Source organism: Streptomyces sp. NPDC088194, from assembly GCF_040702025.1.
Lineage (GTDB): Bacteria > Actinomycetota > Actinomycetes > Streptomycetales > Streptomycetaceae > Actinacidiphila.
The window spans coordinates 96,810-120,437 of the sequence record NZ_JBFBIV010000004.1 but is presented as its reverse complement, the minus strand read 5'-3'; the positions used below and the strand labels follow the sequence as shown (position 1 = coordinate 120,437).

Here is a 23,628-nt window from a genome sequence, read left to right as displayed (position 1 = left end):
GTGGAAGGACTTCTGGGCGACGCCCCCGGACCGGGGGCTCGCTGCCGGGTGACCGCGCGGTGCTCGCGAGGTCACCCGATTTCCATCAAGGCTAGCAGCTCACGCGCTACATCCTCGACGGAGGTGTTGACAAGCGTCTCGTCGAACTCGGACTCGGCGGCCAGTTCGACCCTCGCGGCCGCCAGCCGCCGCTCGATCACCTCGGGCGACTCGGTGCCCCGGCCGGTGAGCCGGCGGACCAGCTCGTCCCAGCTCGGCGGGGCGAGGAAGACCAGGTGCGCCTCGGGCATCGAGGTACGCACCAGCCGCGCGCCCTGAAGGTCGATCTCCAGCAGCACCGGCGCACCGGCGGCGAGCCGGTCGAGTACGGCGCGACGCGGAGTCCCGTACCGGTTGCCGGCGAACTCCGCCCACTCCAGCAGTTCGCCGTTGGCGACGAGCTTGTCGAACTCGTCGTCGTCGACGAAGTGGTACTGCACCCCGTCGCGTTCACCGGGGCGAGGTCTGCGGGTGGTGGCGGACACCGAGAGCCATACCTCGGGGTGGGACGCGCGCAGATGGGCGACGACCGTGCTCTTCCCGACCCCTGAGGGGCCGGAGAGCACGGTCAGTCGCGGATGTCTGACCGGGGCGGCCGGGGAAGCCCCCTGCGAGGCGAGGGGCTTGGCCGCCCCCGGTGAGGCTGGAGAACTCATGCAGCGATTATCCCCGGTTCCCGAGAGCGGCGGGACCCGGAGTCATGGCCACGTCCGACGGACAGCGCCGTCCCGCCTGCACGGCGGGCGACATCCGTCGGGCAGGGCCTAGGCGGGGGCGCCGCCGAACTCGCGTTCAAGGGAAGCGATCTGGTTGGAACCCAGGCCACGCACCCGGCGACTCTCGGAGATGCCGAGCCGCTCCATGATCTGCTTGGCGCGGACCTTGCCGACGCCAGGAAGGGACTCAAGGAGGGCGGAGACCTTCATCTTGCCGATGACATCGTTCTCCTGGCCCTGCTTGATGACCTCGTGCAGGCTGGCGCCGGAGTGCTTGAGCCGGTTCTTGACCTCGGCGCGCTCCCGGCGAGCCGCGGCGGCCTTTTCGAGCGCGGCAGCGCGCTGTTCAGGGGTAAGGGGCGGAAGAGCCACGCCTACGTCACCTCGGATGTAGAGCAATCGGATAGGGAGTACGAGCCGACCGGGGGTACCGGTCGACCTGCGGCGCACCTGGGCGGCGCGCTCCTGTCGGAGACTAGCGGTCCCGGCGGCCCAAGTCAGCGAGAACAGATGAAAAGTCCTGGTCAGACTCGATCCAGCGGGATATACGGGACAAACCGGAACAGGTTTCGGCGTCAATGGGCCAGGTTGTTGAAAGCGGCCCTTTTTTTGGCCGTTTCCCGACCCTATTACCCGCCGGTAATACCGCTCGATTCACCCGTGCCGGTCACGGCCTCCCGCACCTGATCCACATAAGCTCGTACCGATTTCAACAAAGCAACCGGGTCGGGGCCGTGCCGCAGCACGTCCCGGCTCACGCTCGGCAGCACATTCGGCAGCGCGGCGCCGAAGAGCGCGGGCAGATCGGCCGGGGTCGCGCCCTGGGCGCCGACACCGGGGGCCAGCAGCGGGCCGTTCACCGCGAGGTCCGCGCCCGCCTCGGTGAGCGTCGCCCCGACCACCGCGCCGACCGAACCCAGCGGCCGCACACCGGAGTTCTCCGCCGCGATGGCGTCCAGCATCACCTGCGCCACCGACCGGCCGTCGGCCGCGGTCGCCCGCTGCACCTGCCCGCCCTCCGGGTTGGAGGTCAGCGCGAGGACGAACACGCCCGCGCCCGACGCCGCTGCGGCGTCCAGTGCCGGACGCAGCGACTCGAAGCCCAGGTACGGGCTGACCGTGAGCGCGTCGCTGAACAGCGGGGAGCCCGGGTCGAGATAGGTGGCCGCGTACGCCGCCATGGTGGAGCCGATGTCGCCGCGCTTGGCGTCCATCAGCACCAGCGCGCCCGCCTCCCGGGCCCGGGCCACCGCCTTCTCCAGCACCGCGACTCCGCGCGAGCCGAACCGCTCGAAGAACGCGGACTGCGGCTTGAACACCGCGGTGTGCTCGCCCAGCGCGTCCACCACGGTCAGCGCGAAGCGCTCCAGGCCGCCCGGGTCGTCGCTCAGGCCCCAGTCGGTCAGCAGCCGCGCGTGCGGGTCGATGCCGACGCACAGCGGGCCCCGGGTGTCCATCGCCCCGCGCAGCCGGGCGCCGAAGGGCTCGGGCTGCCCTGACCCCGGTCCGAGGGCGCCCGCCTGCGGGTTCGTGCTGCCGGTCATGCGGTCACCTTCCGGGACTCCGCGCCGACCGCGTCGGCGAGGGTGGCGTACGGGCTCGCGGCCAGCCGGGCGGCCAGCCCCTTGTGCATGCCGCGCATCCAGAACGGACCGCGGTAGATGAAGGCGGTGTACCCCTGGACCAGGGTGGCGCCGGCGAGGATGCGCTGCCAGGCGTCCTCGGCGTCCTCCACGCCGCCGACGCCGACCAGGGTGACCCGGTCGCCCACGCGGCCGTACAGCCGGCCCAGCACCTCCAGCGAGCGGGCCTTGAGCGGCGCGCCCGACAGGCCGCCGGTCTCCGCGGTCAGCGCCGGGTCCGAGCGCAGCCCGTCCCGGCCGATCGTGGTGTTGGTGGCGATGATGCCGTCCAGGCCCAGCTCCACCGCCAGGTCGGCGACGGCGTCCACGTCCTCGTCGGCGAGGTCGGGGGCGATCTTCACCAGCAGCGGCACCCGGCGGGTGGTGACCGTGCGGTCGGCGGCCTCGCGCACCGCCGTCAGCAGCGGGCGCAGCACCGCGGTGGCCTGGAGGTCGCGCAGGCCCGGGGTGTTCGGCGAGGACACGTTCACCACGAGGTAGTCGGCGTGCGCGGCCAGCCGCTCGGTCGACGTCACGTAGTCCGCGATCGCGTCCTGCTCGGCGACGGCCTTGGTCTTGCCGATGTTGACGCCGACGGTGGTCCGGAAGACCTGCCTGCGCGCGGCGAGCCGGGCGGCCACCGCCGCCGACCCGTCGTTGTTGAAGCCCATCCGGTTGATCAGCGCGCGGTCGGCGACCAGCCGGAACAACCGCTTCTTCGGGTTGCCCGGCTGGGCCTGGCCGGTGACGGTGCCGATCTCCACGTGGCCGAAGCCGAGCATCGCCATCCCGTCGATGGCGACCGCGTTCTTGTCGAAGCCGGCGGCCAGCCCGAACGGGCCGTGCATCCGCAGGCCGAGCGCCTCCGTGCGCAGGCTCTCGTACCGCGGCGCCAGCGCCGCCGCGAGGAACGTCCGCAGCACCGGCACCCGCACGGCCAGCCTGATCCACCGGAAGGCCAGGTGGTGCGCCTTCTCGGCGTCCATCCTGCGGAACACCAGCTCGAAGAACAGCTTGTACATCGTCTCGCCTGTCATCTCGGGGTAGGGCATCGTGCCCCGAAGGGGGGCGCCCCAACGGGGCGCGGGGAACTGCGCGACCAGCCGTCCACCGGCCGTTGGTCCGGGGACACCGCCGCGGGGGCTGGGCCTGCGGGCACGGCGCGCCACGACGACGGGTCGCTCGCGCACCGTTCCCCGCACCCCCCGGAGGCGCCCTTACTCCGCCCGGGCCAGCGCCAGCGACGCCGCGTGGTCCTGGAGGGAGCGCACCCCGATGTCGCCACGCGTCAGCGCGTCGATGCCCTGGACCGCCGCGGCCAGCGCCTGCACCGTGGTCAGGCACGGGACGCCCCGCGCGACGGCGGCCGTACGGATGTCGTAGCCGTCGAGCCGGCCGCCGGTGCCGAACGGGGTGTTGACGATGAGGTCGACCTCGCCCTCGTGGATGAGGGTGACGACGGTGGGCTCGCCGTCGGGCCCGGTCCCCTCGCTCTGCTTGCGGACCACCCGCGCCTCGATGCCGTTGCGGCGCAGCACTTCCGCGGTGCCGGAGGTGGCCAGCAGCTCGAAGCCGTGCTCGATCAGCGCCCGCGCCGGGAAGATCAGCGCCCGCTTGTCGCGGTTGGCGACCGAGATGAACGCCCGGCCCTTGGTGGGCAGCGCGCCGTACGCGCCGGCCTGCGACTTGGCGTAGGCGGTGCCGAAGACCGCGTCGATGCCCATCACCTCGCCGGTGGAGCGCATCTCCGGGCCGAGGATGGTGTCCACCCCGCGGCCCTGGACGTCGCGGAAGCGGCTCCAGGGCAGCACGGCCTCCTTGACGGAGATCGGCGCGTCCAGCGGCAGGGTGCCGCCGTCGCCGGTGGCGGGCAGCAGCCCCTCGGCGCGCAGTTCGGCCACGGTCGCGCCGAGCGAGATCCGCGCGGCGGCCTTGGCGAGCGGCACGGCGGTCGCCTTGGAGGTGAAGGGCACGGTGCGCGAGGCGCGGGGGTTGGCCTCCAGCACGTAGAGGATGTCCCCGGCCAGCGCGAACTGGATGTTGATCAGGCCGCGCACCCCGACGCCCGCGGCGATCGCCTCGGTGGAGGCGCGCAGCCGCTTGATGTCGTGGCCGCCGAGGGTGATCGGCGGCAGCGCGCACGCGGAGTCGCCGGAGTGGATGCCGGCCTCCTCGATGTGCTCCATGACGCCGCCGAGGTACAGCTCGTGGCCGTCGTAGAGCGCGTCGACGTCGATCTCGATGGCGTCGTCGAGGAACCGGTCGACCAGCACCGGGCGGGTCGGGCTGATCTCGGTGGACTCGGCGATGTACGCCGCCAGCCGCGTCTCGTCGTAGACGATCTCCATGCCGCGCCCGCCGAGCACGTAGGAGGGGCGGACCAGGACCGGGTAGCCGATCTCGTCGGCGATGGCCTTGGCGCCGGGGAAGGAGGTGGCGGTGCCGTGCTTGGGCGCGGGCAGGCCCGCCTCGGCGAGCACCCGGCCGAACGCGCCGCGGTCCTCGGCGAGGTGGATCGCCTCGGGCGAGGTGCCGACGACCGGCACGCCGTTGTCCTTCAGGGCCTGTGCCAGGCCGAGCGGGGTCTGCCCGCCGAGCTGGACGATCACGCCCGCGACGGGTCCCGCGAGGGTCTCGGCGTGCACGATCTCCAGCACGTCCTCCAAGGTGAGCGGCTCGAAGTAGAGCCGGTCGGAGGTGTCGTAGTCGGTGGAGACGGTCTCCGGGTTGCAGTTGACCATCACGGTCTCGTACCCGGCGTCGTGCAGCGCGAAGGAGGCGTGCACGCAGGAGTAGTCGAACTCGATGCCCTGGCCGATCCGGTTGGGCCCGGAGCCGAGGATGATCACCGCGGGCTTCTCGCGCGGCGCGACCTCGGACTCCTCGTCGTAGGAGGAGTAGAAGTACGGCGTGCGGGCGGCGAACTCGGCGGCGCAGGTGTCGACGGTCTTGTAGACCGGGCGGATGCCGAGGGTGTGCCGGACCTCGCGTACGACGTCCTCGCGCAGGCCGCGGATGGCGGCGATCTGGGCGTCGGAGAAGCCGTGCCGCTTGGCGTCGGCGAGCAGGTCCGGGTCGAGCCGGTCGGCGGCGGCCAGCTCGTCGGCGTGCTCCTTGATCAGGAAGAGCTGGTCGACGAACCACGGGTCGATCTTCGTGGCGTCGAAGACCTCCTGGGCGGTGGCGCCGGCCCGGATCGCGGCCATCACGGTGTTGATCCGGCCGTCGGTGGGCACGCCGGCCGTCTCCAGCAGGGCATCCTTCGCGGCCGGGTCGACCGGGCTCGCGAAGTCGAACTGCGAGCCCTTCTTCTCCAGCGAGCGCAGCGCCTTGTTCAGCGCCTCGGTGAAGTTGCGGCCGATCGCCATCGCCTCGCCCACCGACTTCATGGTGGTGGTGAGCGCGGCGTCGGCGGCCGGGAACTTCTCGAAGGCGAACCGCGGCACCTTCACCACCACGTAGTCCAGGGTGGGTTCGAAGGACGCCGGGGTCTGCTCGGTGATGTCGTTGGGGATCTCGTCGAGCGTGTAGCCGACGGCGAGCCGGGCGGCGATCTTCGCGATCGGGAAGCCGGTGGCCTTGGAGGCGAGCGCGGAGGAGCGGGAGACCCGGGGGTTCATCTCGATCACGATGACCCGGCCGTCCGCGGGGTTCACCGCGAACTGGATGTTGCAGCCGCCGGTGTCGACGCCGACCTCGCGGATCACCGCGATGCCGATGTCGCGCAGGATCTGGTACTCGCGGTCGGTGAGCGTCATCGCGGGCGCGACGGTGATGGAGTCGCCGGTGTGCACGCCCATCGGGTCGAAGTTCTCGATGGAGCAGACGACCACCACGTTGTCGTGCTTGTCGCGCATCAGCTCCAGTTCGTACTCCTTCCAGCCGAGGATGGACTCCTCCAGGAGCACCTCGGTGGTCGGCGACAGCGTCAGGCCCTGGCCGGCGATCCGGCGCAGTTCCGTCTCGTCGTGGGCGAAGCCGGAGCCGGCGCCGCCCATGGTGAAGGAGGGCCGGACCACGACCGGGTAGCCGCCGAGGGTGTCGACGCCGGCCAGCACGTCGTCCATGGTGTGGCAGATCACCGAGCGGGCGGACTCGCCGTGCCCGATCTTCTCCCGGACCGCCTCGACCACGCCCTTGAACAGTTCGCGGTCCTCGCCCTTGTGGATGGCCTCGACGTTGGCGCCGATCAGCTCCACGTCGTGCTTGGCCAGCGCGCCGCTCTCGTGCAGCGCGATCGCGGTGTTCAGCGCGGTCTGGCCGCCGAGGGTGGGCAGCAGCGCGTCGGGGCGCTCCTTGGCGATGATCTTCTCGACGTACTCGGGGGTGATCGGCTCGACGTAGGTGGCGTCGGCGATCTCCGGGTCGGTCATGATCGTGGCGGGGTTGGAGTTGACCAGGATCACCCGCAGGCCCTCGGCCTTGAGCACCCGGCACGCCTGCGTGCCGGAGTAGTCGAACTCCGCGGCCTGGCCGATGACGATCGGGCCGGAGCCGATGACCAGGACGGACTGGATATCGGTGCGCTTAGGCACGCTGGCCCTCCTTCAGAACTGTGTCCATCAAAGACGTGAAGCGGTCGAACAGGTACGCGGCGTCGTGCGGGCCCGCGGCCGCCTCCGGGTGGTACTGGACGCTGAAGGCCGGCTTGTCGAGCAGCCGCAGCCCCTCCACCACGTTGTCGTTGAGGCAGACGTGGCTGACCTCGGCGCGCCCGTAGGGGGTGTCGCTGATCCGGTCGAGCGGGGCGTCGACGGCGAAGCCGTGGTTGTGCGCGGTGACCTCGACCTTGCCGGTGGAACGGTCCTGCACCGGCTGGTTGATGCCGCGGTGGCCGTACTTGAGCTTGTAGGTGCCGAAGCCCAGCGCGCGGCCGAGGAGCTGGTTGCCGAAGCAGATCCCGAACAGCGGGGTGCCGCGCTCCAGGACCGCCTGGATGACGGTGAGGTCGGCGGTGGCGGGGTCGCCGGGGCCGTTGGACAGGAACACCCCGTCGGGCGCGGTCGCGTAGACCTCCTCGACGGTGGCGCTTGCGGGCAGCACGTGCACCTCGATGCCGCGCTCGGCCATGCGGTGCGGGGTCATGCCCTTGATGCCGAGGTCGAGGGCGGCAACGGTGAAGCGCTTGGTGCCGATCGCGGGCACGGTGTACGCCTCGGTGGTGGCGACCTCGGCGGACAGGTCGGCGCCGGCCATCTCGGGGGCCTGCCGGACCCGGGCCAGCAGGGTGCCGTCGTCGGACAGCGCGTCGCCGGAGAAGATGCCGACCCGCATGGCGCCGCGCTCGCGCAGGTGGCGGGTGAGCGCGCGGGTGTCGATGCCGCTGATGCCGACCACGCCCTGCGCGGTCAGCTCCTCGTCGAGGGTGCGGCGGGAGCGCCAGTTGGACGGGACGCGGGCGGGGTCGCGCACCACGTATCCGGCCACCCAGATCCGGCGGGACTCGGGGTCCTCGTCGTTGACGCCGGTGTTGCCGACGTGCGGGGCGGTCATGACGACGACCTGGCGGTGGTACGAGGGGTCGGTCAGGGTCTCCTGGTAGCCGGTCATGCCGGTGGAGAACACGGCCTCGCCGAAGGTCTCCCCCACGGCCCCGTAGGCGCGGCCGCGGAAGATGCGGCCGTCCTCCAGGACGAGTACGGCGGGCGCGGTGGCCGCCCGGGTGGAGGTCGTCATCGTGCGCCTTCCTTTTCGGTCTTCTCGGTGCTGAATGCCACGGCGCGTTCGCCGCTCAGCTCGGTGATGGCCTCAGCCCACGCCGGGTGCTGCGCGGCGTGCTCGGAGCGGAAGCCGGAGTCGATGAGGGTGCCGCCGTGCTCCCAGGTGACGACGAGCAGGCCGCCCTCGGGCAGCACCTTGCCGGCGATGGCCTGGTCGAGCCGGGCGCCGCGCAGGGCGGCGGTCGGCACCAGGAAGCCGGGTGCGCCGGTGCGCTCGACCAGCAGGCCGCCCGCGGTCAGGGTGAGCCGGGCCCTGCTGCGTACGCCGAGGCCGTGCGCGACGATCCGGTCCAGCCACTGCCCGGCGGTGGTGGAGCCGTGGTAGCGGCCGTCCATCACCAGCAGCGGCTCGCCCAGCTCGGCCGGGTCCTCGGGGGCGGCCGGCAGCTCGGGCAGGCCGCCTTGGAGGGTGCGGCGCCACTGCCAGCCCTGCCGCATCAGCCAGTAGACCAGGCCGATCACCAGGACGAGCCCGATGATCCAGCCGAGCCGGTCCGACCAGTGGGTGACCTTCGCGGAGTGCTTGCCGCCCTCGGCGGCGGTGGCCGCCAGCGCTGTCAGAGTCGTCACGTGAGCTTCCCGTCCATGACCGTGGCGTGGCCCCGCAGGAAGGTCGCGATGACCCGGCCGGGCAGCTCGCGGCCCTGGTAGGGGGTGTTGCGGCTGCGGGAGGCGAAGTCCGCGGGGTTGACGGTCCCACGGTATGCCGGGTCGAGCAGGACCAGGTTCGCGGGCTCGCCGACGGCGATCGGCCGACCGTGCCCCACCAACCGCCCGATCGCGGCAGGCCGGGTCGACATCCGGTCCGCGACCCCGGCCCAGTCCAGCAGCCCGGTGTCGACCATGGTGTGCTGCACCACCGACAGCGCGGTCTCCAGCCCCACCATCCCCATCGCGGCCGCGGACCACTCGCAGTCCTTGTCCTCGTGCGGATGCGGGGCGTGGTCGGTGGCGACGCAGTCGATGGTGCCGTCGGCCAGCGCCTCCCGCAGCGCCACCACATCCGCCTCGGTCCGCAACGGCGGGTTCACCTTGTAGACCGGGTCGTAGGTACGCGCCAGCTCGTCGGTGAGCAGCAGGTGGTGCGGGGTGACCTCGGCGGTGACGTCCCAGCCCTTGGACTTCGCCCACCGTACGATCTCCACCGACCCGGCCGTCGACAGGTGGCAGATGTGCACCCGCGAGCCGACGTGCGCGGCCAGCAGCACGTCCCGCGCGATGATCGACTCCTCCGCGACCGCCGGCCACCCGGTCAGGCCCAACTCACCCGAGACGATGCCCTCGTTCATCTGCGCGCCCTCGGTCAGCCGCGGCTCCTGCGCGTGCTGCGCCACGACCCCGTCGAACGCCTTCACGTACTCCAGCGCGCGGCGCATGATCACCGCGTCGTCCACGCACTTCCCGTCGTCGGAGAAGACCCGCACACCGGCCGCGGAGTCGGCCATCGCCCCCAGTTCGGCGAGCTTCCTGCCCTCCAGCCCGACGGTGACCGCGCCCACCGGCTGCACATCGCAGTACCCGGACTCCTTGCCGAGCCGCCACACCTGCTCCACCACACCGGCGGTGTCGGCGACCGGGAAGGTGTTCGCCATCGCGTGCACCGCCGTGTACCCGCCGACAGCCGCCGCGCGGGTACCGGTGAGCACCGTCTCGGAGTCCTCACGGCCCGGCTCCCGCAGGTGCGTGTGCAGGTCGACCAGGCCGGGCAGCAGGATACGGCCCTCGCCCTCGACGAAGTCGGCGCCCTCCGCGGTGAGGTCGGTGCCGACCGCGACGACGGTCCCCGCGTCGATCAGGACGTCCCGGGCCTCGCCGCCGAGCAGCCGTGCACCGCGGATCAGGATCTTGCTCATGGTTACTTGCTCTCCTCGGTACGGGCGGCTTCGGTGGGGCGGGGGGCGTCGGTGGGCCGGGCCGGCTCGGCGGTCTCGGCGGTCTCGGTACGGGCCGGGGCGATCGCCGGCTCGGAGCCGCCGAGCAGCAGGTAGAGCACGGCCATCCGCGTGCTGACGCCGTTGGCGACCTGCTCGACGGCGGTGCAGCGGGGCGAGTCGGCGACCTCGGCGGTGATCTCCATGCCGCGGTTCATCGGGCCGGGGTGCATGACGATGGCGTGCTCCGGCAGGGCCGCCATCCGCAGCCCGTCCAGGCCGTAGCGGCGGGCGTACTCGCGCTCGGTGGGGAAGAACGCGGCGTTCATCCGCTCGCGCTGCACCCGCAGCATCATCACCGCGTCGGACTTGGCGAGCACCGCGTCCAGGTCGTAGGAGACCCGGCAGGGCCATGTCTCGACGCCGATCGGCAGCAGCGTCGGCGGGGCGACGAGGGTGACCTCGGCGCCCAGGGTGGTGAGCAGCAGCACGTTGGAGCGGGCCACCCGGCTGTGCAGCACGTCACCGACGATGGTGATCCGGCGCCCGTCGAGGTCGCGGCCGACGCCTGACAGGTGGCGGCGCATGGTCAGCGCGTCGAGCAGCGCCTGGGTGGGGTGCTCGTGGGTGCCGTCGCCCGCGTTGACCACCGAGGAGTTGATCCAGCCGGAGGTGGCCAGCCGGTGCGGGGCGCCGGAGAAGTGGTGGCGGATGACGACCGCGTCGGCGCCCATCGCCTCCAGCGTGAGCGCGGTGTCCTTCAGGGACTCGCCCTTGGAGACCGAGGAGCCCTTGGCGGAGAAGTTGATGACGTCGGCGGACAGCCGCTTGGCGGCCGCCTCGAAGGAGATACGGGTGCGGGTCGAGTCCTCGAAGAAGAGGTTCACGACGGTGCGGCCGCGCAGGGTGGGCAGCTTCTTGATCGGCCGGTCGGCGACGCGGGCCATCTCCTCGGCGGTGTCGAGTACGAGGATGGCGTCGTCGCGGGTGAGGTCGGCGGCCGAGATCAGGTGGCGCTTCATGCGGACAGACTCCGGGGGCTGGGCGGCGGGACCGGGCGGGTGCGGTGGGGTTCGCACCCGGGCGGCCGGCCGGGCGTGCGGGCTCGGGCGGTGCGGGCGGTGACGGGGGCGCGTGGCGCGTCGCAGGGCGCGCCGGGCGCGCGCCGGCCAGGCGTTCGGCCCGGCCGGGGCGCGAGGGCGCCAGGGCCCCCGTGCGGGGGCCTGGTGCGGGGTGGGTGCGCTAACCGTCCGCGGAGTGGCCCGCGCGCGGGCCGGGGTCCTTCTGGCCGAGCAGCACGCTGTCGCGGCCGTCCTCCTCCGCGAGCAGCACCTTGACGGTCTCGCGCAGCGAGGTGGGGAGGTTCTTGCCGACGTAGTCCGCGCGGATCGGCAGCTCGCGGTGGCCGCGGTCGACCAGGACGGCGAGCTGGACCGCGCGGGGGCGGCCGATGTCGCCGAGCGCGTCGAGCGCGGCGCGGATGGTGCGGCCGGAGAAGAGCACGTCGTCGACGAGGACGACGAGGCGTCCGTCGACGCCGTCGCCGGGGATGTCGGTGCGGGCGAGCGCGCGCGGCGGGTGCAGCCGCAGGTCGTCGCGGTACATGGTGATGTCCAGCGAGCCGACGGCGGTGGCCCGGCCGGTGATCTCGGCGAGCTTGTCCGCGAGCCGGCGGGCGAGGAAGACCCCGCGGGTGGGGATGCCGAGGAGCACCACGTCGTCGGCGCCCTTGGCGCGTTCGACGATCTCGTGGGCGATGCGGGTGAGCACCCGGGCGATGTCGGGGCCTTCGAGCACGGGGCGGGCGGCGCCCTGGGCCCGGGCGTGCGCGCCGAGCGTGGTGCTCGCGCTGGTACTGCGGTCGTCGACCATGGGTCGGGGACCTCCTTCCCCGCCTCACGGGACGGGTCTTAAAGGACGTCTGGGGGTACGCCGTCCACCGTATCAGGCGACCGGGACGGCCCAGGTCAGGCACCGGTCGGCGGCTTTCCGCTTGACGAGCCCGGATTACGCTGCGTAACCTCACAGTGAGTCACCGAGTTTCCGTCCGGGGAGCCATATGTCCAGCGATTACGCCAAGCAGCTCGGAGCCAAACTCCGGGCCATCCGCACGCAGCAGGGGCTGTCCCTGCACGGCGTCGAGGAGAAGTCCCAGGGCCGCTGGAAGGCAGTGGTCGTGGGGTCCTACGAGCGCGGCGACCGTGCCGTGACCGTCCAGCGCCTCGCCGAGCTCGCCGATTTCTACGGCGTCCCGGTGCAGGAGCTGCTGCCGGGTACCACGCCCGGTGGCGCCGCCGAGCCGCCGCCGAAGCTGGTGCTCGACCTGGAGCGGCTGTCCCAGGTCCCGCCGGAGAAGGCCGGCCCGCTGCAGCGCTACGCGGCCACCATCCAGAGCCAGCGCGGCGACTACAACGGGAAGGTGCTGTCCATCCGCCAGGATGACCTGCGCACTCTCGCGGTCATCTACGACCAGTCGCCCTCGGTGCTGACCGAGCAGCTGATCTCGTGGGGCGTCCTCGACGCGGACGCCCGCCGCGCGGTGCAGCACGACGAGGGCTGACCGCTCTCGCGGCAGCTCTGCTGCAGAAACGTCCCCTCGCCCGGGGCGGCGCCCTGTCATGGGCCGCCGCCCCGGGCGAGTCGTATGTCCGGGCGACGCCACGTAGCCCGAACGCCCATCGGCGCACACCATTTCCCCACACTGCCTCCATCCCGCTGTTACATTTCAACAGGCCCTGAGTCATGGGCCGTTGTTTGCGCCCAGTTGGTAAAGCGAAGTCCTTGTGGGGGGAACTCTTGACCAGACGCAGCCATGCCCTTTTCCGGCGCAGCGGGAGGCTGGTGGCGGCGCTCGCGCTCGGCGGCTCCCTGCTCGCCACCGCCGTCCCGGCCGCGCAGGCGGCCGCGGAGCCGGGTGAGCCGAACGACGTCGCGGTGAAACTGCCGACCGCCTCGTACTCGCGGATGCTGGTGGACCAGGCACGCGGGCGCGTGTACGTGACCACCGGCAGCGGGGTGAACGCGGCCACCGCCGAGTTGCTCGTGTACGACTTCGACGGAAACCTGTTGAAGACCGTCAACATCGGCAGCTCGATGTTCGTCGCGAGCGCCATGATGCTCTCCGCCGACGGCAGCATCCTCTATCTCACCGCCGCCAGCGACGTGCTGATCTTCAACGCCGACACCCTCGCCCTCACGGGCAACGGCTGGGTGCGACACGACTTCTTCCAGGGCGAGTGCCCCGGTGACATCGGCACCGCCGGGGGAAAGTTGTGGTTCACCCGCATGACCAGCCAGGCCTATCCGAAGGACTGCACCACCGAGCCCCAGGCGCTCAACTCCGGCCGCTTCGACGGCGGCGGGGGTTTCGTCCGGGGGGTGTTCACCTACGTCGACGCGAAGTTCGCCACCTCGCCGGGCATTCCGGACCGGCTCGTCGAGACCTTCGCGAGCAACGGCACGCCGAAGCTGTACGTCGGGCTCTACGACGCGACCACCACCGGTCCGCAGCAACTGGCCCTGCGGTCGTACACCGCGGCCACCGACCCCTCGGCGCTGCCGCGGGACGTCGCGATCAGCCCGGACGGCGCGGTCACCGCGGTCGCCGCCGGCACCGCCGGGACCAAGGTGCTGTCCACCACCGACCTCTCCGACGCCTCGCCCGGCTACGGTCCGCTGCCCGCGGGCACCAGCTCCACCGCGGTCGCGTTCAGCCCCGACGGCTCGCTCGTCGCCCGCGGCGGCGCCGTCGACGGCGCCGCGGCCGACCTGCTGGTCCAAAGTGCCGACCCGGCCCAGGGCGACACGCCCCGGCAGTACGCCTTCACCGACGGTGCGGACGGCGGCGACCGGATCGCCGACCGCGGTCTGGCCTTCAGCGCGGACGGCTCACGGCTCTTCGCGATGACCACCGACGCCGCCGGGGACGCGTTCTGGCTGCACGTCATCACCAACCCGGACGCACGCTGGCACTCCGCCTTCGACGGCCCGCTGACCGTCCAGCCCGACCACCCCTACGCGGGCGGGTCCGTCCGGATCGCCGGGAAGCTGCGGCTGAACGGGCCGGCGCCGTCCGACCCGGTGCGGGTGACCGCGGTGCGCCACGACGCCGACGGCGACCACACCGTGCCGTCCGCGACGGTTGGCGCGGACGGCACCTTCACCGTGGCCGACACCCCGTCGACCACCGGAACGGCCGTCTACACCGTCTCCTTCGCCGGCGACACGGCACACGATCCCGCCGCGGACGCGACCGTGAGCGTGGATGTCGCCAAGGCGCCCACACAGCTGGCGCTCGACCCGCCCGGCACCGTGACTGCCGACGGCGTGGACCTGCACGGCACCCTGAGCAGCAGCGGGACGACGCTGCCCGCCGGCACGGTCGTCAACGTCCAGCGGCTGACGAGCAAGGGAGCCATCGACCTGCCGGACACGGCCGTCGCCGCCGACGGCAGCTTCACCGTCCACGACGTGCCGCCCGCCGCCGCGGGGAACGTGCTGTACACGGTCGTCTACGCCGGCGACGCCCTGCACGAGGGCTCCGCGGACTGGGTCACGCTCAAGATCACGAGCTGACCGGGAAGGGCGCCTGGCGGACCGGCCTGAGGCGCGAGCCGGGTGGTGCGGGCTGGTTGGCGCGAGCCGGGTGGTGCGGGCCGTATCGGTCCGCACCACCCGGCAGGTCCGGCTCCCCGCGGGGCTACCGCGCGCCGTCCGCGCCGGTCGCCCCGGCCGGGGCCGGGGCGTAGCCGACCGGTCGGGTGGTGAAGGTGCCGCGGCCCTGGGTGCGGCTGCGCAGCCGGGTGGCGTAGCCGAAGAGCTCGACCAGGGGCACCGTGGCGGTGACCACGGTGCTGCCCGCGCGGGCGGTGGAACCGGTGACGCGGCCACGACGGGCGGCGAGGTCGCCGAGCACGCCGCCGACGGCGTCGTCCGGAACCGTGGCCGTGACCTCGACCACCGGTTCCAGCAGCACCATCGCGGATGCCCGCAGCGCCTCGCGCAGCGCGAACCGGCCCGCCGTGCGGAACGCCATCTCCGAGGAGTCCTTGGAGTGGGTCGCCCCGTCGGTGAGCGTGACCCGCACGCCCGTCACCGGGTGCCCGCCGATCGGGCCCTCGGCGAGCGCGTCACGGCAGCCGTCCTCGACCGCGCGCACGTACTCCCGCGGCACCCGCCCGCCGACCACCGTCGAGTCGAACGCGAACACCTCCGCCGTACGCTCCGCACCCGCGCCTGCTTCCGCGCCTGCTTCCGTGGACTGCGCGCCGGGCCGCAGCGGCTCGACGTCGATGACGACATGGGCGAACTGCCCCGCGCCGCCGTCCTGTTTGACGTGCCGGTAGACCAGGCCGGTCACGCCGCGGGCGACCGTCTCGCGGTAGGCGACCTGCGGCCTGCCGACGGCGATCTCCAGCCCCTGGGCGCGGCGGATCTTCTCCACCGCCACCTCCAGGTGCAGCTCCCCCATCCCCGACAGCACGGTCTGCCCGGTCTCCGGGTCGGTCCGCACCGCCAGCGACGGGTCCTCCTCCACCAGCCGGGCCAGCGCGGTGACCAGCCGGTCGGTGTCGGTGTTGCGGCGCGCCTCGACGGCGACGGAGACCACCGGATCGGCCGCGGAGGGCGGTTCGAGCACCAGCGGGTCCGAGGCCGCGCACAAGGTCGCCCCGGCGCGCGCGGACTTCACCCCGACCACGGCCACGATGTCGCCGGCCACCGCCTGGTCCAGCTCGGTGTGCCGGTCGGCCCGCATCCGCAGGATGCGCCCGACCCGCTCGGTGCGCCCCGCGCCCGCGTCCAGCACCGTGTCCCCCTTCCGCAACGTGCCCGAGTACACCCGTACGAAGGTCAGCCGACCGGTCGCGGTCGAGTTCACCTTGAACACCAGCCCGGCGAACGGCGCTCGCGGGTCGGCCGCGCGCTCCCGGGTACGGTCCTGCCCGGCCGCGAGCCCGCGCCCGGTGGCGGTGCCGCGCACCGGCGGCACGTCCAGCGGCGACGGCAGGTAGGCCACGGCCGCGTCGAGCAGCGGCTCCACCCCGCGGTTGCGGTACGCGGAACCGCACAGCACCACGACGGCCTCGCCGCTGCGGGTGAGGTCGCGCAGTGCCGCGACGAGCGTCGCGTCGCGCACCGCGGAGTGCGCGCAGAACTCCTCCAGCGCGGCCGGGTGCAGTTCGGCGACCGTCTCCTCCAGCAGCCGGCGCCGCCGCCGGGCCTCGTCCAGCAGCCCGCCGGGCACCTCGCCGTCGGCCATGTCGCCGCCGTCGCTCCAGGTCAGCGCGCGCATCGCGACCAGGTCCAGCACGCCGGTGAAGCCGTCCTCGCGCCCGATCGGGAGCTGGACCACCAGCGGCACCGGGTGCAGGCGCCGCCGGATCGACTCCACCGCGGAGTCGAGGTCGGCGCCGGCCCGGTCGAGCTTGTTGACGAACGCGATCCGGGGCACGCCGTGCCGGTCGGCCTGCCGCCACACCGACTCGCTCTGCGGCTCCACACCGGCGACCGCGTCGAACACCGCGATCGCGCCGTCCAGCACCCGCAGCGAGCGCTCGACCTCGTCGGCGAAGTCGACGTGCCCGGGGGTGTCGATCAGGTTGATCCGGTGGCCGGCCCAGTCGCAACTGGCCGCGGCGGCGAAGATGGTGATGCCGCGGTCGCGCTCCTGCGGGTCGAAGTCGGTGACGGTCGTGCCGTCGTGCACCTCGCCGCGCTTGTGGGTGGCGCCGGTGAGGTAGAGGAACCGCTCGGTGACGGTGGTCTTGCCCGCGTCGACGTGGGCGAGGATGCCCAGGTTGCGTACGGTGGCGAGCGGGTCGGCGGTGCGTGGGACGGGGTTGCTGCGCATGGCCGTCGGGCCTTTCGGGACTGATCCTGGTCAGGGCAGCGCGATATCGCGGCCGAAGCAGCCGACATGGCCGAGCCGCGCCCCGACAGCCGTAGGGCCGTTGGGAGTTGGGGCTCGGACGGTGCGAACGTCAGGCTGTCGTCGCGGACTTCCGGTGCCGGGCGCGCAGCGGGCACCGGGCGGACGTGGACACGAGGAGCACCTGGTGCCCGGTCGGGGGAACAACGGCAGCGGTGCGGTGGCGCACGGCGGGCTCCCCTCTCATGTCCTGCGACGGATACGTCAACGGCCGCGCCCGGCAAGGCTGTTGCCGAGCGACCGGGTCGACCCTAGCGAAGCCCACCCGCCGCGGCACCCGGTTTTCCGCCCGGTTCCCGCCTCGCTCCGGGAGCCCCGCCGGGCGGGTTCAGCCCACGTAGAGGCGGGAGATGACCTCGGGCAGGAGGCGTTCGGTCAGCGCGGGCGGAAGGGCCTGGAGCACCGCGAGGACCGGGGCCATCCGGGCGGGCAGCACCCCGTCGGCGCCGATGCCGGCGGCGGCCAGCGCGAGGCCGGCCTCCTGCGGGCTCAATGCCTCCGGGTCCAGGGTGCCGGCCAGCTCGACCAGCGCCGGATCGACCTCGGGCGGCCCGAGTTCGCGGGCGCGCCCCACCGCGGCGCCGAGTTCGGCGAGCAGTTCGTCGATGCGCTCGGGGTCGGCGACGGCCGCCGTCACGGTCAGGTGCAGGTTCGCCGGGGAGTTCGCGAACGCGGGCTGCGGCTGGAGGTACCAGCCGCGCAGCCGCATCTCGTCGCCGACCACGAACGGGTCCACCGCCGCCTCGGTGGAGGCGACCGCCACCAGCGAGGCGTCCGGTTCGCCCAGCACCCGCAGGCCCTCGATCCGCCGCACCCCGTCGGCGAGCCGGCGGGTCGCGGCGTGCACCCGGCGGGCGAGGTCCACGTACCCTTCGGTGCCGACGTGCCGCAGCACCGCCCAGGCGGCGGCGAGCGGACCGGCGGACTTGGTGCCCTGGAGGGTCGCGTTGACCACCGGGTAGCCGGGCCAGGACGCGTGCGCGAACCACCCGTGCCGCCGTAGCTCCGCGTCGCGGAAGAGCAGCACCGACGCGCCCTTCGGGGTGTACGCGTACTTGTGCAGGTCGACGGAGAGCGAGGTGACGCCCGGCACCGCGAGGTCGAACGGCGGCGGCGCGGGCAGCTCCGCGGCCAGCCGCCGGTGCCCCAGGTACCAGCCGCCGATACAGGCGTCCACATGGCACAGCACGCCCCGCGCGGCCGCCGCCGCGGCCACCTCCGGCACCGGGTCGACCACCCCGTGCGGGTACGACGGCGCGGACACCACCACCAGCGCCGTCCGCTCGGTGAGGGCCGCCGCCACCTCCTCGGCCCGCACCCGGTACGAGTCCGGGTCCACCCCCACGGTCACCACGCTCAGGCCGAACAGGTGCGCCGCCTTGTGGAAGGCCGCGTGCGCGGTCGCCGGCAGCACGATCTCCGGCGCGGTCACCCCCCTTGTGCGGCGGGCGTGTTCGCGTGCCGTGAGCACCGCCAGCAGGCAGCTCTCGGTGCCGCCGCTGGTGAAGGTGCCCGCGGTGCCGCTGTCCCGGCCGCCGCCGAGCAGCGCCGCGGCCCGCGCCACCACCTCGTTCTCCAGCGTCACCACGCTGGGGAAGACGGTCATGTCCAGGCCGTTGACACCGGTGAGGGCGGAGTGCGCCCGCTCGGCGATCCCGACCAGTTCCGGCAGCCCCGCGTCGTACACGTACGCCATCGTCCGGCCGCCGCGCACCGGCAAGTCCTCCGCCCGCAGCTCGGCCAACCGGGTGAGTATGTCCGCGCCCTGATCGTCCATGCGGAGACCCTACGGCCCCGCGACCGTCGGGTCAGCCCGTCACGGAATTCCCCGCGCTGCCTGGTCGGTGGCCCTCTTCTCGGGAAAGGAGCCGCGCGTACACAGGGGCGCGGGGAACTCCCCCAGAGGGGGTACCCCCAGCGGCGAGCCACCGCGGACCGCGAGGTCCCGCAGCTCCGCGGACGGGCCCCCCGGGGGGTCCCGTTACCGCTTGAGCGTGGGCTTGAGCTCCATCAGGCGGCCCAGCAGGCCGTTGATGAACGAAGGCGACTCGTCGGTGGAGAACTCCTTCGCGAGCTGGACCGCCTCATCCAGGACGACGGCGTCGGGGACGTCGTCCTCCCAGATCAGCTCGTACGCGCCGAGCCGCAGGACGTTGCGGTCCACGGCCGGCATCCGGTCGAGGGTCCAGCCGACGGCGTACCCCGCGAGGAGTTCGTCGATCCGCTGGGCGTGCGCGGTGTAACCCTCGACGAGCTGCATCGTGTACGCGGTGACCGGCGGCTGCCGGTCGTCGGTCCGGGCGAGCCGAATCCAGTCCGCCATCACGATCGTGGGAGCCGCACCCCGCTGCTCTGCCTCGAAGAGGATCTGGAAGGCGCGCTTGCGGGCCTTGTTGCGGGCAGCCACGGTTAGCTGTTCACCCGGCCGAGGTAGTCGCCGGTGCGGGTGTCGACCTTGACCTTCTCACCGGTGGTGATGAACAGCGGGACGCCGATCTCGTAGCCGGTCTCCAGGCGCGCGGGCTTCGAGCCACCGGTGGAGCGGTCGCCCTGCACACCGGGCTCGGTGTACTCGATGACCAGCTCGACGGCGGCGGGCAGCTCGATGTAGAGCGGCGAGCCCTCGTACATCGCGACGACCGCCTCGAAGCCCTCCAGCAGGTAGTGCGCGGCGTCGCCGACCACCTCGGGGGTGACGGTGATCTGGTCGTACGTCTCCGAGTCCATGAAGACGAAGTCGCTGCCGTCCTTGTAGGAGAACTGCATGCCGCGCTTGTCGACGTTGGCGGTCTCGACCTTCAGCCCGGCGTTGAAGGTCTTGTCGACGACCTTCCCGGAGAGCACGTGCTTCAGCTTGGTGCGCACGAAGGCGGGGCCCTTGCCGGGCTTGACGTGCTGGAACTCGACTACGGTCCAGAGCTGGCCGCCGTCGAGCTTGAGCACGAGGCCGTTCTTGAGGTCGTTCGTGGTGGCCACGGTTGCGGAATCTCCTGAAAGTGCTGCTTCGGGACCGAGGACGTGCCCGGCCCGACCACCCTGGGTGGTCACAGCGCGAGGAGTTCCTTGGTCGTGATGGTGAGTAGCTCGGGTCCGCCGTCCGCCACGGGGCGTACGACGAGTGTGTCGTCGATGCGGACACCGCCACGGCCCGGAAGGTGGACTCCCGGTTCGACGGTGACCGGCACGCAAGCGTCCAGTTTACCCACGGCCGCGGGTGACAACTGAGGGTCCTCGTCGATTTCGAGGCCGACGCCGTGTCCGGTCCATGCCGCCAGGCCCTCGGCGTGGCCCGCGGCACGCAGCGGCTCGCGGGTGGCACGGTCCACGTCGCGGCAGGCCACGCCCGGTGCGAGGGCCTCACGGCCGGCCCGCTGGGCGGCGAAGACGAGGTCGTACAGCTCGATCTGCCACGACGCGGGGGCGCTGCCGATCACGAAGGTGCGGCCCACCTCGCAGCGGTAGCCGTGGTAGCACGCGCCGAGCCGCACGGTGAGGAAGTCGCCCTCCTCCACCCGGCGGTCGGTGGGGACGTGGCGGGCCACACCCGAGTGCGGGCCGGTGCCGATGCAGGTGGAGAAGGCCGGGCCGTCGGCGCCGTGGTCCACGAGGCGGCGCTCCAGCTCCAGCGCGAGGTGCCGCTCGGTGCGGCCGACCAGGATCGACTCCAGCAGTTCGCCCAGTGCCTGGTCGGAGATCTCCGCGGCGATCCGCAGGCTGGCGATCTCGTGCTCGTCCTTGATCAGCCGGAGCTGCTCGACCGCGCCCGCCAGATCGGTGAGGCGCACGCCCGGGGCCACGGAGCGCAAGGCGCGGTGGCGGGTGACGGTGAGGTGGTGCTCCTCCACCGCGAGGCCGTCGGCCTGCTGCTGGCGGGCGAGGTCCGCGGCGGCGACCGCGGCGTCCGCGTCGGGCGAGGGCAGCACGACGTTGCGCAGGTCGTCGGTGGGCTGGGGGGCGTCGTCCGGGGGCGGGCGCAGGTGGACGAGGGTGTCGTCGCTGCCCGGCCCGACCAGGAGGGCGGCGCCCGGGGGGGCGCAGCCGGTCAGGTAACGGACGTTCGCGGGCTGTGTGACCAGCGCGGCGGCAGCGCCCGCCGCGGCGCAGCGCTCGCGCAGCCGTGCTCTGCGTACCGTATGCACCTCCGCCATGCGGCGAGCCTACGACGGCGCTCCCGGGTTGGCCTCTCCACGAGTCCCTCCGGGGGTAACGGGGACCCCCGTCCAGCCGTCGCCCCCGTTCTCGGGACCACCTCTCGGTGAAGGGGTGCTCCGGTTTTCCCGCCGCGACGGTACGGATTCCTCCCGGCTGCTCCGAACCGTGGGCTACGGCTCCCCGCCGCGACGGTTTCGGCCTCGCGCCCGGCTGCGTGACGGCGGGTGGCCGCTCAGGCGGCGGGCCGGGGCACCCGGGAGGGTCCGCGGCGGGAAAGGGGCACCGTGAGAACCGTTGCCGCACCCGCGAGGGACATCGCAAGGGGTGGGCCGAAGGGGAGCGCGAGGGCGCCGAAGAGGGCGGGTGCGACTCCTTGGAGGGTCATCGTGCCGGACCCGAGGAGCCCGAAGGCGTGCCCGTGGGCGTCGGCGGGGAGGGCGTCGAGGAAGGGCCGCTGGAGGCCGAGTCCGTAGGCGAAGCCGACGCCGGCGAGGAGAAGGAGGAGCGCGCCGGCCGCGAGCCCGGGCCGGGCGGCGAAGAGCAGGAGGGGCAGCCCCATCAGGGCCATGAGGGGGGCGACCAGCCGTTCACGGGTGTCCGGCCGCAGCATCCGGCCGACGAGGACGTCCCCCACGAGCATCCCGACCGGCAGGCACGCCATGAGCACGGCGTACCCGCCGGAGGCGAAGCCCTGGGAACCGGCGTAGGCGACGATCTGCCCCTCGGCCCCGGCCACGCACGCGCCGGGCAGCCACTGCGCGAGCAGCAGCCGCCGCGGCCGGCGGGCCCGTAGCAGCGCGGCGGTGGCGGCGAGGCTGGCCCGGACCGGGGACGCGGAGGACGCGGCGGGACCCGGCGCGGGGAGCCGGGGCAGCGCGAGCCGTATGCGGCAGGCGGCGAGGGCGTACAGCGCGGCGCCCGCCAGCAGCGCGTGGCGGGCACCGAGCAGCGAGACGGCGGCGCCGCTGAGGCCGAGGCCGGCGAGCTGCGCGGCGGAGGAGGCCATGTTGTTCAGGGAGCGGCCCAGCACGTAGGCGTCGCCGGTGAGGGAGCGGGCCACCAGCGCGTTGGCGGCGCCGCCGAAGACCGGGGTGAGAAAGGCGATCAGGGCGATCAGCACCAGGCTCACGGCGATCGGCAGCGCGGCGAGGGCGAGCAGCAGCGCGGTGGCGCACTCCAGCAGGTAGCCGGCGGTGATCAGGCCGCGGGGCGGCAGCCGGTCGGCGAGCGAGCCGAGCAGGGTGACGCCGAACGCCTGCGGCAGGAAACCGGCGCCGAACGCGATACCGCTCAGCAGCGGCGAGGAGGTGGTCGCGTAGACCAGGACGGAGAAGGTGGAGATCCGCAGCGAGTCGGCGGTGATCGCGAGCACGCGGGTCGCGAAGATCACCCGGAAGCGGGGCTCGGCGAGCACGTCGCGGTAGGTCGTACGGGCCGGGGTGAGGGGCGCGGTGCCGGTGGAGGCCATGTCCGGCAGCCTCCCGGGAGCGGGCCGCGGAGCGCGAATGATTCGCCGGGGGACGTAAGGTCGCGGCGCCGAGGACGTAGGGTCGGCGGCATGCTCCGGCTCGAAGTCGCCACCGAGGACCTGCTGCGCAGCCGCTTCGCGCTGTCGCCGGCGTTCGAGCTGAACACGGTGCTGCGCGCACTGAACCGGGGGGACGGGCGGCTGCCGGCGGCGTGGGCGGCGCGGCTGCGGCCCGGCTTCGAACGGCTGCGCCGGGAGACCGAGTTGGACGCGGTGCTGGCCCTCCAGACGCCGAAGGCGGGCGCGGACTTCGTCGCGGTGCCGCCGCGCGGACCCGCGCAGAGCTGGGCGGACGACCTGGCGGCGATCCGCGCCACCGCCCCGGAGCAGGCGCGGGCGGAGATCACCCGGCAGCGCGCGCGGCAGCCGGTGCGTGACCCGCGGGTGCGGGCCGTGCTGGACGCGCCGGATGTGGTGGAGCGGATCGCGGCGGCGCTGGACCGGGCCTGGCACGAACTGGTGGCACCGGACTGGCCGAGGCTGCGGGCGCTGTGCGAACGGGACGTGGTGCACCGGGTCGGGGTGATCGGCGAGCGCGGCTGGGCGGCGGCGATCGGCGAGCTGCACGACGGGGTGCGCTGGCACGACGGCGGGATCGAGCTGGCGCCGATCGACGGCGGCACGGTGCACTTGCGGGGCGAGGGGCTGCTGCTGATCCCGTCGATCTTCACCTGGCCGGGTCTGGCCGCGTACTTCGAGGACCCGTGGCCGCGGACGCTCGTCTACCCCGCGCGCGGCACCGCCGTCCTGCACGAGACGCCCGCGCCCCCGGCCGCGGACGCGCTCGCGGCTCTCCTCGGCCGTTCCCGGGCCCGGCTGCTGGCGGCGCTGGACGCTCCCGCGAGCACGACCCAGCTCGCCCGCCAACTCGCGTTCGCGCCCGGGGCGGTGGGCGACCACCTCGCGGTGCTGCGCGGGGCGGGGCTGGTGGCGCGGGCCCGTTCGGGCCGTTCGGTGCTGTATCGGCGCACCGCGCTCGGGGACGCGCTGGCCGCGTCCGCGCCCCTGCCCGGCGAGCGGGACCAGCGGCCTTGAGACGGCGGCCGCGCTCG

Annotated in this window: 19 protein-coding genes; 3 read left to right on the top strand and 16 right to left on the bottom strand. The window is 73.3% G+C overall.

Translation table 11 applies throughout. The annotated features are described in order from the left end of the window. Window positions 1-71 precede the first annotated feature (71 nt). The 10 genes from gmk to pyrR form a co-directional block, all read right to left on the bottom strand. Complete coding sequence (gene gmk, locus AB0399_RS03135; protein ID WP_329371650.1) at window positions 72-695, bottom strand: guanylate kinase; 624 nt, start codon at window positions 693-695, stop codon at window positions 72-74. A 108-nt stretch (window positions 696-803) separates the two neighbouring features. After that, the gene (locus AB0399_RS03130) at window positions 804-1,127 is read right to left on the bottom strand and encodes an integration host factor, actinobacterial type (protein WP_202232479.1); all 324 of its coding nucleotides are present in this window, start codon (window positions 1,125-1,127) and stop codon (window positions 804-806) included. A 257-nt stretch (window positions 1,128-1,384) separates the two neighbouring features. After that, complete coding sequence (gene pyrF, locus AB0399_RS03125) at window positions 1,385-2,299, bottom strand: orotidine-5'-phosphate decarboxylase (protein ID WP_366410053.1); 915 nt, start codon at window positions 2,297-2,299, stop codon at window positions 1,385-1,387. After that, window positions 2,296-3,399, bottom strand: coding sequence for a quinone-dependent dihydroorotate dehydrogenase (locus AB0399_RS03120; RefSeq protein WP_329374443.1), 1,104 nt, complete (start codon window positions 3,397-3,399; stop codon window positions 2,296-2,298). Before AB0399_RS03120 ends, pyrF begins: the two co-directional genes overlap by 4 nt. A 195-nt stretch (window positions 3,400-3,594) precedes the next feature. Continuing rightward, on the bottom strand, window positions 3,595-6,912 hold the full coding sequence (gene carB / locus AB0399_RS03115) for a carbamoyl-phosphate synthase large subunit (protein WP_329371645.1): 3,318 nt from the start codon (window positions 6,910-6,912) through the stop codon (window positions 3,595-3,597). Beyond that, window positions 6,905-8,053, bottom strand: a complete 1,149-nt coding sequence (gene carA, locus AB0399_RS03110) for a glutamine-hydrolyzing carbamoyl-phosphate synthase small subunit (protein ID WP_329371643.1) — start codon at window positions 8,051-8,053, stop codon at window positions 6,905-6,907. The genes carB and carA overlap by 8 nt, the downstream gene beginning before the upstream one ends. Next, window positions 8,050-8,667: a hypothetical protein gene (locus AB0399_RS03105; protein ID WP_366410052.1), complete on the bottom strand. Its 618-nt coding sequence runs from the start codon at window positions 8,665-8,667 to the stop codon at window positions 8,050-8,052. Before AB0399_RS03105 ends, carA begins: the two co-directional genes overlap by 4 nt. Then, window positions 8,664-9,950, bottom strand: coding sequence for a dihydroorotase (locus AB0399_RS03100; protein ID WP_329371639.1), 1,287 nt, complete (start codon window positions 9,948-9,950; stop codon window positions 8,664-8,666). The genes AB0399_RS03105 and AB0399_RS03100 overlap by 4 nt, the downstream gene beginning before the upstream one ends. A 2-nt stretch (window positions 9,951-9,952) precedes the next feature. Beyond that, window positions 9,953-10,990 carry an aspartate carbamoyltransferase catalytic subunit gene (locus AB0399_RS03095; protein ID WP_366410051.1) on the bottom strand — a complete coding sequence of 346 codons (1,038 nt, stop codon included), beginning with the start codon at window positions 10,988-10,990 and terminating at the stop codon, window positions 9,953-9,955. A 220-nt stretch (window positions 10,991-11,210) separates the two neighbouring features. Beyond that, window positions 11,211-11,840, bottom strand: coding sequence for a bifunctional pyr operon transcriptional regulator/uracil phosphoribosyltransferase PyrR (pyrR, locus tag AB0399_RS03090; RefSeq protein WP_329371635.1), 630 nt, complete (start codon window positions 11,838-11,840; stop codon window positions 11,211-11,213). Window positions 11,841-12,027: 187 nt separating this feature from the next. Here pyrR and bldD point away from each other — a divergent pair, with 187 nt between their 5' ends. Further along, window positions 12,028-12,528, top strand: coding sequence for a transcriptional regulator BldD (gene bldD / locus AB0399_RS03085; protein ID WP_222964393.1), 501 nt, complete (start codon window positions 12,028-12,030; stop codon window positions 12,526-12,528). Window positions 12,529-12,764: 236 nt separating this feature from the next. Next, a complete protein-coding gene (locus AB0399_RS03080) occupies window positions 12,765-14,543 on the top strand; it encodes an Ig-like domain repeat protein (RefSeq protein ID WP_366410050.1) in 1,779 nt (592 codons plus the stop codon). A 124-nt stretch (window positions 14,544-14,667) separates the two neighbouring features. Here the strand turns inward: AB0399_RS03080 and fusA are convergent, their stop codons facing one another. The 6 genes from fusA to AB0399_RS03050 all read right to left on the bottom strand — a co-directional run bounded on the left by fusA (window position 14,668) and on the right by AB0399_RS03050 (window position 22,516). After that, the gene (fusA, locus tag AB0399_RS03075) at window positions 14,668-16,818 is read right to left on the bottom strand and encodes an elongation factor G (RefSeq protein WP_366410049.1); all 2,151 of its coding nucleotides are present in this window, start codon (window positions 16,816-16,818) and stop codon (window positions 14,668-14,670) included. Window positions 16,819-17,224: 406 nt separating this feature from the next. Further along, on the bottom strand, window positions 17,225-18,673 hold the full coding sequence (locus tag AB0399_RS03070) for an aminotransferase class V-fold PLP-dependent enzyme (RefSeq protein WP_329371628.1): 1,449 nt from the start codon (window positions 18,671-18,673) through the stop codon (window positions 17,225-17,227). A 204-nt stretch (window positions 18,674-18,877) separates the two neighbouring features. Further along, the gene (gene nusB, locus AB0399_RS03065) at window positions 18,878-19,303 is read right to left on the bottom strand and encodes a transcription antitermination factor NusB (protein ID WP_328461500.1); all 426 of its coding nucleotides are present in this window, start codon (window positions 19,301-19,303) and stop codon (window positions 18,878-18,880) included. A gap of 2 nt (window positions 19,304-19,305) precedes the next feature. Beyond that, window positions 19,306-19,872, bottom strand: a complete 567-nt coding sequence (efp, locus tag AB0399_RS03060; RefSeq protein ID WP_329371625.1) for an elongation factor P — start codon at window positions 19,870-19,872, stop codon at window positions 19,306-19,308. A gap of 68 nt (window positions 19,873-19,940) precedes the next feature. After that, on the bottom strand, window positions 19,941-21,044 hold the full coding sequence (locus AB0399_RS03055; RefSeq protein WP_328461503.1) for an aminopeptidase P family protein: 1,104 nt from the start codon (window positions 21,042-21,044) through the stop codon (window positions 19,941-19,943). Window positions 21,045-21,280: 236 nt separating this feature from the next. Beyond that, window positions 21,281-22,516 carry an MFS transporter gene (locus tag AB0399_RS03050; RefSeq protein WP_329371620.1) on the bottom strand — a complete coding sequence of 412 codons (1,236 nt, stop codon included), beginning with the start codon at window positions 22,514-22,516 and terminating at the stop codon, window positions 21,281-21,283. Between the two features lie 90 nt (window positions 22,517-22,606). Here AB0399_RS03050 and AB0399_RS03045 point away from each other — a divergent pair, with 90 nt between their 5' ends. Next, window positions 22,607-23,611 carry a DUF5937 family protein gene (locus tag AB0399_RS03045; RefSeq protein WP_366410048.1) on the top strand — a complete coding sequence of 335 codons (1,005 nt, stop codon included), beginning with the start codon at window positions 22,607-22,609 and terminating at the stop codon, window positions 23,609-23,611. The last annotated feature ends 17 nt before the right edge of the window (window positions 23,612-23,628 follow it).